This window comes from Pseudomonas sp. LG1E9, assembly GCF_003290225.1.
Classification (GTDB): Bacteria; Pseudomonadota; Gammaproteobacteria; order Pseudomonadales; family Pseudomonadaceae; genus Aquipseudomonas; species Aquipseudomonas cyclaminis.
Map to the genome: position 1 here is coordinate 4634510 of NZ_CP029983.1, position 13794 is coordinate 4648303.

The following is a 13794-nucleotide window of genomic DNA, read 5'->3' on the forward strand; positions in this document are numbered from 1 at the left end:
AATGTAGCTTCGCATCTAAGCTATAGCGCAAGCGTGCTACAGCCAAATCGCCCCGTTCGGAGGTTTCAAGGATAGCGGTCATGATAAGGAAAATGGTCGTTACTCAATTCACGACATGACCGAGCTTAAGTGGGTGACTTTACAACTGGGTGAGCGTGCCTTCCCTATCTGATGAGCAATAATAATGGCCCCACACCTGCGGTGGTGGGCCATTGTATCAATCCGTACCATGACTGGAGGCGAATCCAACTGAAATTCAGAAGACGCAAACAGTGAGCATTAGGAAAAACTACGATTTCCGAAATACTTTACACTTAAAAACTCGTTTAACTGGAATGGAATGACCTCACCGAATCGGTCAGCCGAGGAAACAGCTAGCTTGAAGCAGCGTTAAGGTCATGGTCACACTGGCCTGCATTGAAAGATGTTTGTGGGCAGGCTCTTCAAACAAGCCCTAGACTTTTGCCTTGACGTATTGCTAAGGCTGTCCGGCCCCCACCTCCACAAGACAGATATAAGGATCTGCGGGAGAACGCCACCTGAGCTCGTCCAAAAAGGGATTCTGGGATGTAGATATTGACAAATGCCCTGTGCGCAAGGACCTAGCCATAGTGGCACTTACACCGCCTCATATTTTGAATAATGAGTGAATCCGGCCAACCGGATTATACATGAATAACGGTAGCGTTTGGGCCGAGCCCTGTTCGCGAACAGTTTAAGGGGCAGAGCAAACGCTGAGATCCAAAGAAGTCACGACGGCCACCATATTTGCTTATCACCTCTCCAGCGACCGCCTTGGTATCGCAGTCTCAGTATCAGCAGGCGCGTGCTCAGGATCATTTTCGAGAGAAACTTCATCCGGAACCAAGTCCCCCCACTTGCACATTGCCTCTAACACATCACGTAACTCTTGCCCCAGAGGAGTGAGCTCATACATGACCCGAGGAGGCGTTTCTGCGTAGGCAGTACGTGTTACTAATTTGTGGCGTTCGAAGCCTTTTAAACGGTGCGTCAATGTATGAGCACTAATACCCGGCAACGCTTGTTTTAGTTGGGTAAAACGCAATGGTCCGCCCAGTAACTCTCTCACGATCAAGGTGGCCCATGGCCCCTCAAGCAGGGCAAGAAAACGAGCGACACCACAGCAAGGACTATTTTTTTGCTTCATGCTAAAGAATCTTCCAATAGTGCATTTGACGTAACCAACCGTGGTAATAAACCTTGGTTTCTCGCTATCAAATCGCAACGAGGTAAGTAAAATGAGTCGCTATATTGTCCATGGCGCCAACGGAGCACAAGGTGCCCCGCTTCTAAAACGCCTGATTGACTCCGGCCATAATGCGATCGCCGCTGCTCGCAACACGGGCTCTGTCAACGGTATGCCTAGCGTTAAGGTTGACAACGCATCAGTAGCCTCCCTGATTGCGGCTTACAAAGATGCCACGGGTGTTTTCATTCATCTGCCTGTAGCGGCCGAGGCAGAACGTCTCATTCATGCGCAAAACATTGTAGAAGCCATCAAACAAACTAAGCCTGGCAGAGTAGTCATCTCAAACAGTGGCTGGGTGGTGGATGATCCTGACTCTCCACTGCAAAACCCACCGGGCAGTGCTATCGCGGAACTGATTCGAGGTGTCCAAGAATCAGGTGTGTCATTTGCAGTGATTGCGCCACGTTTATTTCTTGAAAACCTACTCAACCCTCTCGTCTTGGGTGCTGTGAAATCAGAAGGTGTTCTTCGCTACCCCATCCGAGCGGAGTACCCGGTGTCCTGGTGTTCACACCTGGATGTTGCTGAGGTCGCGGAAAGGCTGTTCACGGACACAACGGTTACAGGCTTGGTCGGTGTAGGTCAGTCGCCAGCGATCACTGGAGAGCAACTGGCTCAAGGCTTCGAACGGTACCTGAAACGTACGGTAGCGTTCAGCAGCGTGACGCCGCAGGCCTTCGGCGAAATGATTGCGCCCCTGTTCGGAACAGACGCTGCGGCTGGAGTTGTTGCCGCCTATGAAGCTCAAGCAAATGCTGCCGCGAATGCGATCACAGCAGGCACCAGCGCTCAAGTCCAATTGGCCTTAACGCCTCGCACCGTGGATCAGTGGCTAGCCGAAATCTCTGCTTGACCGCCCAGTCTTTTGAAGCGCTAGGGCGGTAATACGCCCTGGTTAAGCGATTGGCTAGTCCCGCAGTACTGCCTTGGTACCAAAATACTGAGCGGCGTTGGGGTCTTCTGTCTGCTGAGAAGCCTTAGCGCTTTCCGATCCGGCCCCCAATAATCATATCGCTTGCTACCGCCCCATTTAAATCTAAAGAATTTCTTTTCTTACCAAAGCAGGAAAAGGCTTAATTCTGGACTTGTCTTTGAAGGGCATCAAGGGCCAAGAGAATGATCCAACCTCATGAGCTCGGCCCATAGCCAATCGAACAACTACTCATTAGGTTAAAAGCAGCAGTGATTTTCCTCAGCATCGTCATCCGGTGACAACTAGCCGTGCTGTTTGCCGCTCAGCACCAACGCAATCCCCCCCAGCACAGCGACGGATGCCAACACCATCCTTACGCTTAGGCTTTCTCCCAGAAAAATGATACCAGCCAGCGAAGCCAGGATGGGCACGCTCAATTGCACCGTCGCGGCTTGAAACGCTGCAAGATTACGCACCGCGACATACCAGACCGCGTAGCCCACGCCCGACGCCAGCGCGCCGGAAAGAACCGCATAAAGTATCCCCAGTAGATCCCAACGCAGTTCTGAAAGAAACGGCAAACTTGCGATCAAAACCAGGGGAATCGAGCGCAGGAAATTGCCGGCTGTGGTTGCCAGCGGATCGGCGACAATTTTGCCAAGCATTGAATAGATCCCCCATGCCACCCCCGATAACAGCATCGTGAATGCGCTAACGGAGTCAGGGGCAGCCGCACCTGGAAGCAGAAGACTGACTAGGCCAACAATTGCCAACACAAAACCAACGATTGCCTGCCTGTGCATCCGCTCGCCTTTGAACATGCCGTACAGAACCATGCTCAGTTGAACCGCCCCAAACAGCAGCAACGCCCCCGTCCCGGTCTCCAAATGACGGTATGCGAAGGAAAAAGCGAAGACGTAAACGAACAAAACTGCGGCCCCCTTCCAACTTCCTTTGATCGTGGTTGAGGACCGTCTCAAGGCACACATGAGCCATAACACCACGGCTCCGCTGGCCAGTCGGACAATACTGAAACTCGCGGCGTCGACGTTGGTGTGTTTAAACGCCAGGCGGCACAGCAGCGAGTTCGCGGCAAAAGCGAACATGGCGAAACAGGTCATCGCTATCAATCTCGCCGATGCTGACGATTTGAGCGTCCGAGTGAAGTGTTTGCTCATTGTCATGATCGATCCCAATGCCTGGGTAGACTCTCAGAACGCTCGACGCCATCGCGTCCTATGAAACACGTTCAACTACGGTGGGCTTATAAACGCCTCTGTACCGATCGGTCAATACAGTTATCTTCCTGCAACCAAGGGATGAGCTTCTCCCATCTGTATCATTCATCGCGCACGCATGGGTATGATTGGCGCTCAACCGGTTGGAATTGACTCATGGGAAGAAAGAACGCCGTCGTCGCTGCCGAACCTGCTGAAACCAGCACCAAGGAGCGAATCCTGAAAATTGCTGCGCAGTTGTTTTCGACGCGCGGTTTTCATGCGACCGGCATGGCTGAGTTGGAAAAAGCCACCGGCCTTGCTCGAGGTGCGCTGTATTACCACATCGGCAGCAAGGAAGAGTTACTGTTCGAAATCACCAGCCGATATTTACGGGTGCTCATCGCAGAAGGTACGCCCCTGTGCGAGAGCGATCTGCCTGCGGAAGATAAATTTCGCCAGTTCTCGGCCATCGTGATGCGCACGATTGTTACCCACCTGGCGGAAATGACGGTGTGTTTTCGAGAAGTGTATTCGGTCATTGGCGAGCGCCAGACCGAGTTGCTCGACCTGCACCGGCAGTATGAAAAGCTCTGGTCGCAAATCCTCAAGGCCGGCGTGAGCGAGAAAACCTTCCGTACGTCCGAATCGTTGGCCGTGAAGGCTATTCTTGGCATCCACCACTACAGCTATCTGTGGATCAAGCCCGGTGGCCCGCGCTCTCCGGAATCCATAGCTACGTTCTTTTGCGACACCCTCCTGCCCGGACTGAAGGTTGAGCCACACCTGGCTTAACTGTCATCAGCGGCGCTTCAAATGCGCCGCATCCTTCGACCTCCTCCTCATTCACGGCCAATCACCGATGGTTGTCCTTGTGACTGGACCACGCGCGTTTTTCGTTCTAGGCTAGCTACAGACCGACCGATCAGTCTACTGACTTGCCGTTGGGTCCAGCCCGACAAAGAACCAGAGGGAACAACAATGACAAAAAAATCCATGGTCCCCACCAAGCAAGACGCGCTTCGGACATCTTTGGCTCGCAGGGATTTCCTGATAAAAAGCGGGGCCGTTATCGGCACTGCCGCTTTTGCTCTGGGTGATAGCGCCATCATCAACGCCGAGACGACCAATAACGTCCCTCTTGATTCGAACCTGCCCCTTAAAGTCCCGCAATGGACCCGCAGTCTTGGCGCTCCCACGGCGAGCCCTTACGGCAAACCTTCAACTTTCGAAACCAAAGCCGTCAGGAATCTATATCCCGGCCTGAAGGACACGATGTCCGCCTACAGCACCTCCCCACTTCAAGAACTGGACGGCATCATTACGCCGAACGGCCTGTTCTATGAGCGCCACCACGCGGGCGTCCCGCAAATCGATCCGGCGGAACACCGGTTGGTGATCCATGGCATCACCGAAACAGCCTTGATCTTTACCGTGGATGAGATACGCCAATTCCCCGCCGTGTCACGGGTGCACTTCATGGAGTGTTCGGGAAATCCATCGTTTTTACCTCCCTGGGGTAAAACCGCAGCCGAAGTGAGCGGCCTGGTGAGTTGCGCTGAGTGGACGGGTGTTACTCTGAAAACTTTGCTGGATGAAGCCGGGCTGAAGCCCCAAGCCAAGTGGATCATCGCCGAAGGGGCGGACGGCGCGGCAATGACTCGCAGCATTCCCATCGAAAAATGCCTAGACGATGTGATGGTCGTCTACAGCCAGAACGGCGAGCGCCTAAGGCCGGAACAGGGCTACCCGCTGCGCCTGTTTGTACCCGGCTACGAGGGCAATACTCACATCAAATGGCTGCGCCGACTTCACGTCACCGACGCGCCCGCCTACAGCCGGGAAGAAACCGCCAAATACACCGACTTGATGGCCGATGGCAAAGCCCGGAAGTTTTCCTTTGTTATGGAATGCAAATCGCTGGTCACCTACCCCTCAGGCACCCAGAAACTGACGCGCAAGGGTCTGCATGAGATGCGTGGCATCGCCTGGAGCGGACACGGCAAAATTACCCGCGTTGACGTTTCCATCGATGGCGGCGACAACTGGACGCAAGCCAGGTTACAGGAGCCTATTCTGACCAAGGCACTGACCGCCTTCAGGGCCCCTTTCGAATGGAAAGGCCAAGAGTTGATGATCATGAGCCGCGCCATCGACGAGACCGGGTATGTGCAACCGATGCTGGAACAGTTGATCGATGAACGCGGCAAGGTCTCTTTCTATCACAACAACTCGGTGCAGCCGTGGCGCGTGTCCAGCAGTGGGGAGGTGACCAATGGACGGGCTTAAAAAGGGTTCGTTCCTGCTGGGATTGTTTTGCGCCTGCACATTAACCTGTGTCGCCGCCCAACCCAAGTACGGGTTAGGCACAAGCGCTACGGACGCACAGATCGCCAGTTGGAACATCGACGTGGCACCCGACGGGAAAGCGTTGCCCCCGGGAAGCGCCACGGTAGCGGACGGTGAAAAGGTTTATATGAATAACTGCCTCGCCTGTCATGGTCTAAAACTCGAAGGCGGCATTGGCCCGGCATTGGCAGGAGGTAATGGGTCCCTCACCACTGACAAACCACTTAAGACGGTAGGCAGTTATTGGCCTTATGCGACGACCCTCTTTGACTACATCCGTAGGGCAATGCCTTTCCAGTCTCCCCAGTCGCTAACCAATGACCAAGTGTACGCGGTAACCGGTTACGTCTTGCACGTCAACAAACTGCTTGACGCTAATGCGACTGTCGATGCAGCAACCTTGGCCGCCATAAAAATGCCAAATCGAGATGGCTTTTTCATCGATGACAGGCCTGACAGCAAAGCGATCGACTGTATGTCCAACTGTTTGAAAGTCCATTAGCAGGTGTGCCGGCCTCACACGCAATCGATGACCTCAACGTGATCTATCGCCAGCGCCTGGACACTATCGTCCAGGCGCATTAAGCAAGCGATAGGTTTGAGGTAACGTGTCAACTGGCGGCAATGTGCGACAAGCGCGGCACAGGACCGACTGCAATGTAGGCATTGCCCCCAATCCGCAGCCAGACCGTTCACCAATGAAGATGGTTTCAAAGCCTCATGCTGAAAAGAACGGCGTCACTGATGTCGCATGGCGAGTGAACGGAACTCAGTAGCTTCAGGCTTAAATCCTGAATTCTATCTGAAATATCAGTCTTTTTGCCGAGCAGTGAAGTCTCCTTGACAGGCGTGGGTCCGGGGTCACGGCGTAGCGACTGGGAATATTGAATTTCGGCCCAAGCACCGTCCAGTGCCGAGATAGACTCGTCAAGCAGCAACAACGCGGGAACGGAGTTCCAGTTCGCGAATACTGGCGAAGCGTGGGCGCTTCCCTCCAGAAAACGAGTAGTTGGAAGCTCTCCAGCAAACAGCAAACGGCACCTTGTCATTCAAGACATAAACGACTTTTAAGCCTCCGTAACCCAAACCCGTCTTTATGAGCAGGCTTAGTCACTCATCTCTCCATCCGCTAACCGTCGAATCCCAAGCGGATTAGTGTTCTGCAATGCCTGAGGCAACAACGCATCCGGAATAATTCTGAAAACACACCGACGCCAGAAAGCGATCAACGGCCAGCGAACCCACCGACGTCCCCCGCGAATCGGACGTCGCTGGATACGGTCCGCCGTGTGCCATCGCCTCGCACACCTCCACCCGGTTCGGAGAAACCGTCATTTACTCCGCGTGCGTGGTCTTCACTGAACTCAGCGGTATGCGCGAAGAACTGGTGGCGCTCGAATCCGGCAACATCGGCCGGGTGGCAGTCGGCACTATCCCGGCGCTGGCTTCGGGCCTGCTGACCCGCACCATCGCTACGTTGAAACAAAGCCACCCACGGTTGTCCATGAGCATTCAGGTCGACACCAGCGACGTGCTCGTGCAGGCGCTGTTGCAGGATCAGTTGGACATCGTGCTGAGACAATTCCAGCCGGTGCCCGCGCCGAAGAATTGCTCTTCGACAACCTCGGCGAAGAGGCTTTGTGCGTGATTTCGGGGGCACAGCATCCTTTGGCGAAAGCGACGCACCTGAGTTGGGCCGAATTGCAGAGCATTTCCTGGGTGTTGCAACAACATCCGAGCCCGATGCACGCAATCACAATCAGGTGTTCCACTACGCCCGGGTCGACATCCCCAGCAGCATCGTCGAAACCACATCAATCATGACCTTGCTTTCATTGATCCAAAAAACCGACATGCTCGGTGTGACGCCGGTTTCGGTGGTTGAGGATTATCCCGGTCGGGACTTGTTAGCTGTTTTGCCGATCAAGTTCGAAGCTCGCTTGCCACCGTACGGTTTGATCACTCGTCGGCATCGAATCCAGTCGTCGGCCACGCAGGCGTTCATGAGCTCGGTACGGGCAGACCACGCACGTTGAACTAGAACCAAAGCCGTTCGCTGTTCTGCTAGACGTGATCTACCAACAGAACGTGTTTGCCCCGGCCGTCAAACCGCGCGACGGTGTTGTCGAAAATGCCGAACTCCATACCCTATTCTTCGGCGCAATAGCGTTGCGCATTGCGGTCGCGGCGGAACGGTTGCCGCAAGTGTTCGAACTCTTGTGAATCAATGTCCACCCCCGCGAGGGTAGTGGACACTTTTATAAAGCTTTAATGCTTGGCGTGTTTCACCCGTACTTCCGGCATGGCCGAAGAGTGATGGTTGAGAATCTTCCACTGCCCCCCGACCTGCTCGTAGACGAAAGTGTAGCGTGCCTGCACGTGACGGATCTTACCGTCCGCCTCGGTCAGGGTGAACGTGTACACACCACTGTCCATGGCCACGTTGCTGCCCAACTGGCGGATCTCGCGGTAGTTGATCTGCCCAACAGGCTTGAGCGCCATGAAATGTTCAAAGTAGTCTTTGATCTGCGCTGGCGTAGTGCGTACCTGGTTGGACACGGTTGGCTGCAACACGGCGCCCGGCGCATACAAGTCGACCACTTTTTGCACGTTACCAGTCTGCAATGTGCTGTTCCAACGGTCAAACAAACCGGCAATCTCTCGGTCTTTCACATTCGCAGGCGCTTGCGCAGTATCACGGTAGACATAGGGTGCCGTCTCGGCAGCCTGAACAAACGGTCCGCTCAAGGCGAAAATCAGGGCGATCGATGCGGTTTTAAATTTCATTGCGATACTCCAGTGGTGTTCGTTGAGCCCACTTTGCCAACTTGCCTGCCACCCGACATCGGCCAACCGGCGTTATTTGCCTATGCCATTTGACAGATGGCGCTCGACATGTCCGGCAAGGTTTAATAAGCCCCCTACGCCCGCGGGCCTGTAACACCGGAGCTGAAGCATGCAAAACCCACCCCACGATCCCGGTAGTGCCTTGGCCATCCGCGCTCACTATCGCCAATCGGAGAGCCGTTCAGCGCGTCTGCGGCTTTTGGTTGATACCGGCCAAGAGTTAACCCAACTAACCCCGGATGCGATGCGCGAACGCGTGCTGGTGCGGGCATGCGCCTTCCTTGCGATGGACAATGGGGTGCTGCTGGAATGGGACAACGAGGGAGGCATCAGTACCACCGCCCGGCATGGCCATCCTGCCCGGCTGCTCAACCTGGCCGCTGTCGTCAACCGCAGCTTGAAAGCGCCGTGCTGGCAAGAGCTTGCAGCGGATGGCCTGCCCAGTATGTTGCAGGTACCGTTGCGCGGCAGCGACGGCGCTGCCTTTGGCGCTCTGCTCCTGGCCAACAGCGTGTCACTGCGCGCGCCGGCTGATGATGACAGCGAATCACTGCAGTTGCTCGCCACGCTGCTGGCCGCGCACCTTGAGAATGATCGGCTATTGAAGACGCTCATGGCGAGAGATCGCACGCTGTCGGACTTGGTCAATCGGTTGTTTCGCGCACAGGAAGACGAACGCAAACGCGTAGCCTACGACCTTCATGATGGCCTGGCTCAAAACCTGGCCGGATTGCATCAGCGCCTGCAGGGTTTTGCCGGACGCTGCCCGACGCTGTCTGACACACTGGCAACGGACTTGCAGGCGATTCTGACCTTGGCCCAGCACTCTGTGCGTGAAGGTCGACAGCTGATCGCAGGCCTACGCCCAACGGTGCTGGATGATTTCGGTTTATCCAAGGCGCTCGACAAAGAAGCCGATCGCCTGCGCGAAGCTGGAGTCAGCGTACAGTGGAGCAGGCGCAGCGAAGCGCGGATGCCCAGCCAGGTAGAAATCGCCTTGTTCAGGATTGGCCAGGAGGCGATCAACAACATTCTCAAGCATGCACAGGCCAGCCACGTCGGACTGACGCTGGAACTGCACAACGGCCTGGCCTCACTGCAAGTAGAGGACAATGGTAAAGGCTTCTGTGCAGGCCAAATGCGCGATGGCCATGATGCTCAGCATTTGGGCCTTGCCACCATGCACGAACGCGCCAGCCTGCTCGGCGGCCGCCTCACCTGCGTCAGCGCGATCGACGGCGGTACACAACTGCACGCCCGCGTGCCTGCGGACCTTGATGGAGCCTCTCAATGAGCCATATCTTGCGTCTGGTGCTGGCGGACGATCATGAAGTCACGCGCACCGGTTTCGTCGCCTTGCTGGCCGGCCAACCGCAATTCGACGTGGTCGGCCAGGCCCGCGATGGCCAGCAAGCGGTTGAATTGTGCGAGCAGTTACTGCCAGATATCGTCATTCTCGATATTCGAATGCCGATTCTCAATGGCCTGGAAGCGGCACGCCTGCTGCAACAGCGTCTGCCAGCACTCAAAGTAGTGGTTTTCACCATGGACGACAGCCCCGATCATCTGGAAGCGGCCATGAATGCCGGCGCGGTGGGTTACCTGCTCAAAGATGCCAGCCGTGACGAGGTGATCGACGCGTTGCAACGGATAGCTGCCGGTGAAGAGGTCCTCAATAGTGCAGTCAGCGCCCGACTGTTACGACGCATGACCGAGCGCAACGCCAGCGGCGCTGTTCCAACTGAAAACCTCACCCCACGGGAGCGCCAAGTGCTCACACTGGTGGCGAACGGCATGAGCAACCGCAAAATCGGAGAAAACCTGGGGATCACCACCGGTACGGCCAAGGCCCACGTTGAACGGGTCATCGGCAAGCTCGGTGCGGCCGATCGAACCCAAGCCGCCGTCCGTGGCATCGCATTAGGCCTGGTGACACAATCGTGAACGTGTTCTACGCCAGGCGTTGGACTGACCTACCCTTGCGCGGCAAGGCGCTGGTGGTGATTTCCCTACCCCTGGTGGTGCTGCTTTTGTCCCTGGTGCTCATCTACAACACCGAACGACAGACCGCTCGCGCGGAAGAAGACGTACGCAGGGTACTGCGGGTACAAGGTGACATACAGGCCGTGCACACCCTGCTCGCCGAAGCCGCCGCCAGTGTGCGCGGTTACCTGTTGACACGCAGTGAGGATTTCCTACCTGGATACTTGAACGCCAAGCCCCAGATTGAATCAGCCCTGCGCCGGCTCGACCGCAACGTGCGCGATCAGCGAGTGCGTGAGCAACTGACGGCAATCAGGCCGCTGATCACCAACAAAATCGATGGGCTGGAGGACATGCTTGGCGACCCGGCGACGAGCCCTGAGTCGATTACCAACATCTTGGTCAGCAACAAACACATCCTTGATGAGTTGCGTCGACACATCAGCGCCATGCTCACGCTCGAGGACTCGTTGCTGGCCGAGCGTACGGCCGCGGCATCAGAGACTCGCCAACGGTTGTTACTGTCCACCTGGTTGGCCGCCATCTGCGGACTATTCGGTGCAATCGTCGCGGTGCTGTTTCTGTCCAAGGGCATTGTTGCGCGGGTGCAGAACGTCCAAGGCAATGCGCAGCGTCTGGCCCTCGGCCAACCCCTGCGGCGGCAGCCGCCGGAAAAAGACGAGATTGGTCAACTGGGCACGCGCCTGGTAGAAGCCGGGGCCCTGCTGGCCGAGCGCGAACGCGCGTTGCGCGAAAACGAAGAGCGACTGAGGCTGATTATCGATGGGGTGAAGGACTACGGGATTTTCGCCCTAGATACAGCGGGTCACGTCACCAGTTGGAACGCCGGTGCCGAACGGATCAAGGGCTACACCGAACAGGAAATCATCGGCCAGCACTTCTCGGTGTTCTACCTGCCGCATGAGTGCCCACAACACCCTGATATGGCACTGAGCGAGGCCACCCGCAATGGCCATTATATGGAAGAAGGCTGGCGCTGCCGCCAGGACGGCACGCGCTTCTGGGCCAGTGTTGTGATTACCGCGCAGTACGATGGCGCCGGCGCCTTGCGAGGCTTTTCGAAAATCACACGCGACATTACCGACCGCCGTGCGGCCGAAATTGCCTTGAGCACAGCCCGCGAGGAAGCCGAACGCGCCAGCCGTGCCAAAAGCGAGTTCCTGTCGCGCATGAGCCACGAACTGCGTACCCCACTCAATTCTATTCTGGGCTTTGCACAACTGCTGGACATGGACTTGCCTGCTGGGCAAACGGCGCAGGTCGGGCACATCCTACGCGCAGGCCAACACCTGCTGACGCTGATCAACGAGGTTCTGGACATTGCCAAGATCGAAGCGGGACGATTGCCGTTGAATATCGAGCCAATCGCATTGGCCATCGCACTGCAAGAAGCACTGTCGCTGGTGTCCCCCATGGCCACCGATGCCGGCATCCAATTGACGCCGCTGCCAACGCTGGCCGCCGACATCGGGATCGTCGCTGATCGACAGCGCCTGACCCAAGTGCTGCTGAACCTGCTGTCAAATGCCATAAAGTACAACCGCCCTCAAGGACACGTGAGTATTGAGATCAACGTGACGCAGCAGCGAATCACTGTGGCAGTCTGCGATACCGGCAACGGCATTGCGGCGGATCACTTGGGTCAACTGTTCAAGCCATTTGAGCGACTGAACGCCGATCCGAGCGTGGAAGGTAGTGGGCTTGGCCTGGCGCTAAGTAAAAGCCTGCTGGAAATGATGAAGGGCAGTTTGACGGCGCAGAGCCAATACGGCTCAGGCTCCCGATTCACGATAGAGCTGCCATTCGTGCGCTTGCTGGAACCTCCCAGCGCCGCCGCAGCAGTCGCCCACACCCTATCGCTAGCTCCTGACATCGTCGCCCCCGAGATTCAGGGCAACGTGTTGTGCATTGAAGACAATCTATCCAGCCTGGCGCTGATCGAGACGTTGCTGCAGCGCAGGCCGGGGATAAAATTGCTTTCGAGCATGCAAGGCCAATTGGGGCTGGACCTGGCCGCACAGCATGCACCACAGCTGATTCTGCTGGATGTTTCACTGCCGGACCTCGACGGGCTGAAGGTGCTGCAGCGCCTGCGCCGGTCTGCGATCACTCAAAATACACCGGTATTGATGATTACCGCCGACGCCAGCGACCTCACCCGTCAGACCTTGCAAGAAGCCGGAGCGACGGCCGTATTGACCAAACCAATCAACGTACCCGTGTTTCTCGCCCACCTCGACAAATGCTTTCCGGAGCCCATGTGAACATTGATCTGCGCATTTTGATCATCGACGATCAACGTCCGAATCTGGACCTGGTGGAGCAGTTGCTTGCGCGCGAAGGCTTGACCAACGTCTTGAGCAGTACACAGCCCTTGCGCACTCTGGATCTATTCAACAGCTTCGAGCCTGATCTGGTCATTCTCGATTTGCACATGCCGGAGTTCGACGGGTTTGCAGTATTGGAGCAACTCAACCGGCGCATCCCCAGCGGTGAATACCTGCCGATCCTCGTGCTCACCGCCGACGCCACGCGCGACACGCGCTTGCGCGCCCTGGCGCTGGGAGCCAAGGATTTCATCAGCAAACCTCTGGATGCCCTGGAAACCATGTTGCGAGTGTGGAACCTGCTGGAAACACGAGCGCTTTACAATACCTTACGTACGCTAGTATCTGCAGATCAGATCGATCTTCTGCGAAGGCAGCATGGTGGATAACCTTGCTAATCAGATCTCAGCACAACTGCCTTTCCTCCTAATGTGAAAAGCGCTCTTGATTTTAGAGGCCAGCGACCCACGTTTTGCTCTGCCCAAAAAGCAGCTGCTCCCACTGCCGCGGCTGGAGCTGACGCACCCGCAAATCAGCTATCGAGGCTGATGTCAAAGCTGCGGCGTGAGAGTGCCTCCTGCAGATGCGTCAATCACGCACATACTGGCTGCCGACGCCCTCGTCGCACCGCAACTAATGCATGGCGTCGCTGAAGCTATCAGCGCCGATGGCGATGACATAATCCACGACAATCTGATGGGTGGATTCAATCGGGACAGACCTCGGCATTGAGTGGGTCGCCGCCAAAGGTCCGGCTGAAGCTTGAGATCGTGCCCGCGGCTATATGGTGCAGGATGCCAAGGTCGTTGGCTCGGCTGGGCAGACCAGCCCTGCCCGACGTGGACGTCCTCCGCGAGGCGAAAACCG

The 13794-nt window shown here is 56.3% G+C and carries 13 protein-coding genes and 2 pseudogenes; 11 read left to right on the forward strand and 4 right to left on the reverse strand.

What is annotated here, in order from left to right:
• Positions 1-46: 46 nt before the first annotated feature.
• Positions 47-172 (forward strand): aldehyde dehydrogenase family protein, encoded by a 126-nt coding sequence (locus tag DNK50_RS21055; RefSeq protein WP_256595622.1) that lies wholly within the window; start codon positions 47-49, stop codon positions 170-172.
• 603 nt (positions 173-775) lie between these two features.
• On the opposite strand, the gene DNK50_RS21060 is transcribed toward DNK50_RS21055, so the two are convergent.
• Positions 776-1168, reverse strand: coding sequence for a helix-turn-helix domain-containing protein (locus tag DNK50_RS21060; protein WP_112196122.1), 393 nt, complete (start codon positions 1166-1168; stop codon positions 776-778).
• A gap of 91 nt (positions 1169-1259) precedes the next feature.
• Here DNK50_RS21060 and DNK50_RS21065 point away from each other — a divergent pair, with 91 nt between their 5' ends.
• Positions 1260-2123 carry an SDR family oxidoreductase gene (locus tag DNK50_RS21065; RefSeq protein ID WP_112196123.1) on the forward strand — a complete coding sequence of 288 codons (864 nt, stop codon included), beginning with the start codon at positions 1260-1262 and terminating at the stop codon, positions 2121-2123.
• A gap of 362 nt (positions 2124-2485) precedes the next feature.
• On the opposite strand, the gene DNK50_RS21070 is transcribed toward DNK50_RS21065, so the two are convergent.
• Positions 2486-3361, reverse strand: coding sequence for a DMT family transporter (locus tag DNK50_RS21070; protein WP_112196979.1), 876 nt, complete (start codon positions 3359-3361; stop codon positions 2486-2488).
• A 216-nt stretch (positions 3362-3577) separates the two neighbouring features.
• Between DNK50_RS21070 and DNK50_RS21075 the strand changes: the two genes are divergently transcribed.
• The 4 genes from DNK50_RS21075 to DNK50_RS29610 all read left to right on the forward strand — a co-directional run bounded on the left by DNK50_RS21075 (position 3578) and on the right by DNK50_RS29610 (position 6525).
• The gene (locus DNK50_RS21075; RefSeq protein WP_112196124.1) at positions 3578-4195 is read left to right on the forward strand and encodes a TetR/AcrR family transcriptional regulator; all 618 of its coding nucleotides are present in this window, start codon (positions 3578-3580) and stop codon (positions 4193-4195) included.
• 186 nt (positions 4196-4381) lie between these two features.
• Complete coding sequence (gene soxC, locus DNK50_RS21080; RefSeq protein WP_228391165.1) at positions 4382-5689, forward strand: sulfite dehydrogenase; 1308 nt, start codon at positions 4382-4384, stop codon at positions 5687-5689.
• A complete protein-coding gene (locus tag DNK50_RS21085) occupies positions 5676-6251 on the forward strand; it encodes a c-type cytochrome (protein ID WP_029291029.1) in 576 nt (191 codons plus the stop codon). The genes soxC and DNK50_RS21085 overlap by 14 nt, the downstream gene beginning before the upstream one ends.
• A 124-nt stretch (positions 6252-6375) precedes the next feature.
• A complete protein-coding gene (locus DNK50_RS29610) occupies positions 6376-6525 on the forward strand; it encodes a DUF6555 family protein (RefSeq protein ID WP_317617121.1) in 150 nt (49 codons plus the stop codon).
• 330 nt (positions 6526-6855) lie between these two features.
• Here DNK50_RS29610 and DNK50_RS29245 read toward each other — a convergent pair.
• Positions 6856-7072: pseudogene (locus DNK50_RS29245) on the reverse strand (aldehyde dehydrogenase (NADP(+))); the annotation flags it as partial.
• Here DNK50_RS29245 and DNK50_RS21100 point away from each other — a divergent pair.
• A pseudogene (locus DNK50_RS21100) lies at positions 7059-7785 on the forward strand (LysR substrate-binding domain-containing protein); the annotation flags it as partial. The pseudogenes DNK50_RS29245 and DNK50_RS21100 sit on opposite strands and share 14 nt — an antisense overlap.
• Positions 7786-8017: 232 nt before the next feature.
• Here DNK50_RS21100 and DNK50_RS21105 read toward each other — a convergent pair.
• Complete coding sequence (locus DNK50_RS21105) at positions 8018-8536, reverse strand: SgcJ/EcaC family oxidoreductase (RefSeq protein WP_112196125.1); 519 nt, start codon at positions 8534-8536, stop codon at positions 8018-8020.
• A gap of 169 nt (positions 8537-8705) precedes the next feature.
• On the opposite strand from DNK50_RS21105, the gene DNK50_RS21110 reads away from it, so the two are divergent.
• Genes DNK50_RS21110 through DNK50_RS21125 form a run of 4 tightly spaced genes read left to right on the forward strand, consistent with a single transcriptional unit; the run spans position 8706 to position 13316 of the window.
• Positions 8706-9890, forward strand: a complete 1185-nt coding sequence (locus DNK50_RS21110; protein ID WP_112196126.1) for a sensor histidine kinase — start codon at positions 8706-8708, stop codon at positions 9888-9890.
• Complete coding sequence (locus DNK50_RS21115; protein WP_112196127.1) at positions 9887-10540, forward strand: response regulator transcription factor; 654 nt, start codon at positions 9887-9889, stop codon at positions 10538-10540. Before DNK50_RS21110 ends, DNK50_RS21115 begins: the two co-directional genes overlap by 4 nt.
• Entirely contained in the window at positions 10537-12864 is a 2328-nt protein-coding gene (locus tag DNK50_RS21120) for an ATP-binding protein (RefSeq protein WP_112196128.1), read from the forward strand. The genes DNK50_RS21115 and DNK50_RS21120 overlap by 4 nt, the downstream gene beginning before the upstream one ends.
• Positions 12861-13316 carry a response regulator gene (locus DNK50_RS21125; RefSeq protein ID WP_112196129.1) on the forward strand — a complete coding sequence of 152 codons (456 nt, stop codon included), beginning with the start codon at positions 12861-12863 and terminating at the stop codon, positions 13314-13316. The genes DNK50_RS21120 and DNK50_RS21125 overlap by 4 nt, the downstream gene beginning before the upstream one ends.
• Positions 13317-13794 lie beyond the last annotated feature (478 nt).

Coding starts and splice junctions, on each gene's coding strand:
- DNK50_RS21070 (WP_112196979.1), bottom strand. CDS start 3,361: ATGAGCAAACACTTCACTCGGACGCTCAAATCGTCAGCATCGGCGAGA.
- soxC (WP_228391165.1), top strand. CDS start 4,382: ATGACAAAAAAATCCATGGTCCCCACCAAGCAAGACGCGCTTCGGACA.
- DNK50_RS21085 (WP_029291029.1), top strand. CDS start 5,676: ATGGACGGGCTTAAAAAGGGTTCGTTCCTGCTGGGATTGTTTTGCGCC.
- DNK50_RS21110 (WP_112196126.1), top strand. CDS start 8,706: ATGCAAAACCCACCCCACGATCCCGGTAGTGCCTTGGCCATCCGCGCT.
- DNK50_RS21060 (WP_112196122.1), bottom strand. CDS start 1,168: ATGAAGCAAAAAAATAGTCCTTGCTGTGGTGTCGCTCGTTTTCTTGCC.
- DNK50_RS21075 (WP_112196124.1), top strand. CDS start 3,578: ATGGGAAGAAAGAACGCCGTCGTCGCTGCCGAACCTGCTGAAACCAGC.
- DNK50_RS21065 (WP_112196123.1), top strand. CDS start 1,260: ATGAGTCGCTATATTGTCCATGGCGCCAACGGAGCACAAGGTGCCCCG.
- DNK50_RS21105 (WP_112196125.1), bottom strand. CDS start 8,536: ATGAAATTTAAAACCGCATCGATCGCCCTGATTTTCGCCTTGAGCGGA.
- DNK50_RS21115 (WP_112196127.1), top strand. CDS start 9,887: ATGAGCCATATCTTGCGTCTGGTGCTGGCGGACGATCATGAAGTCACG.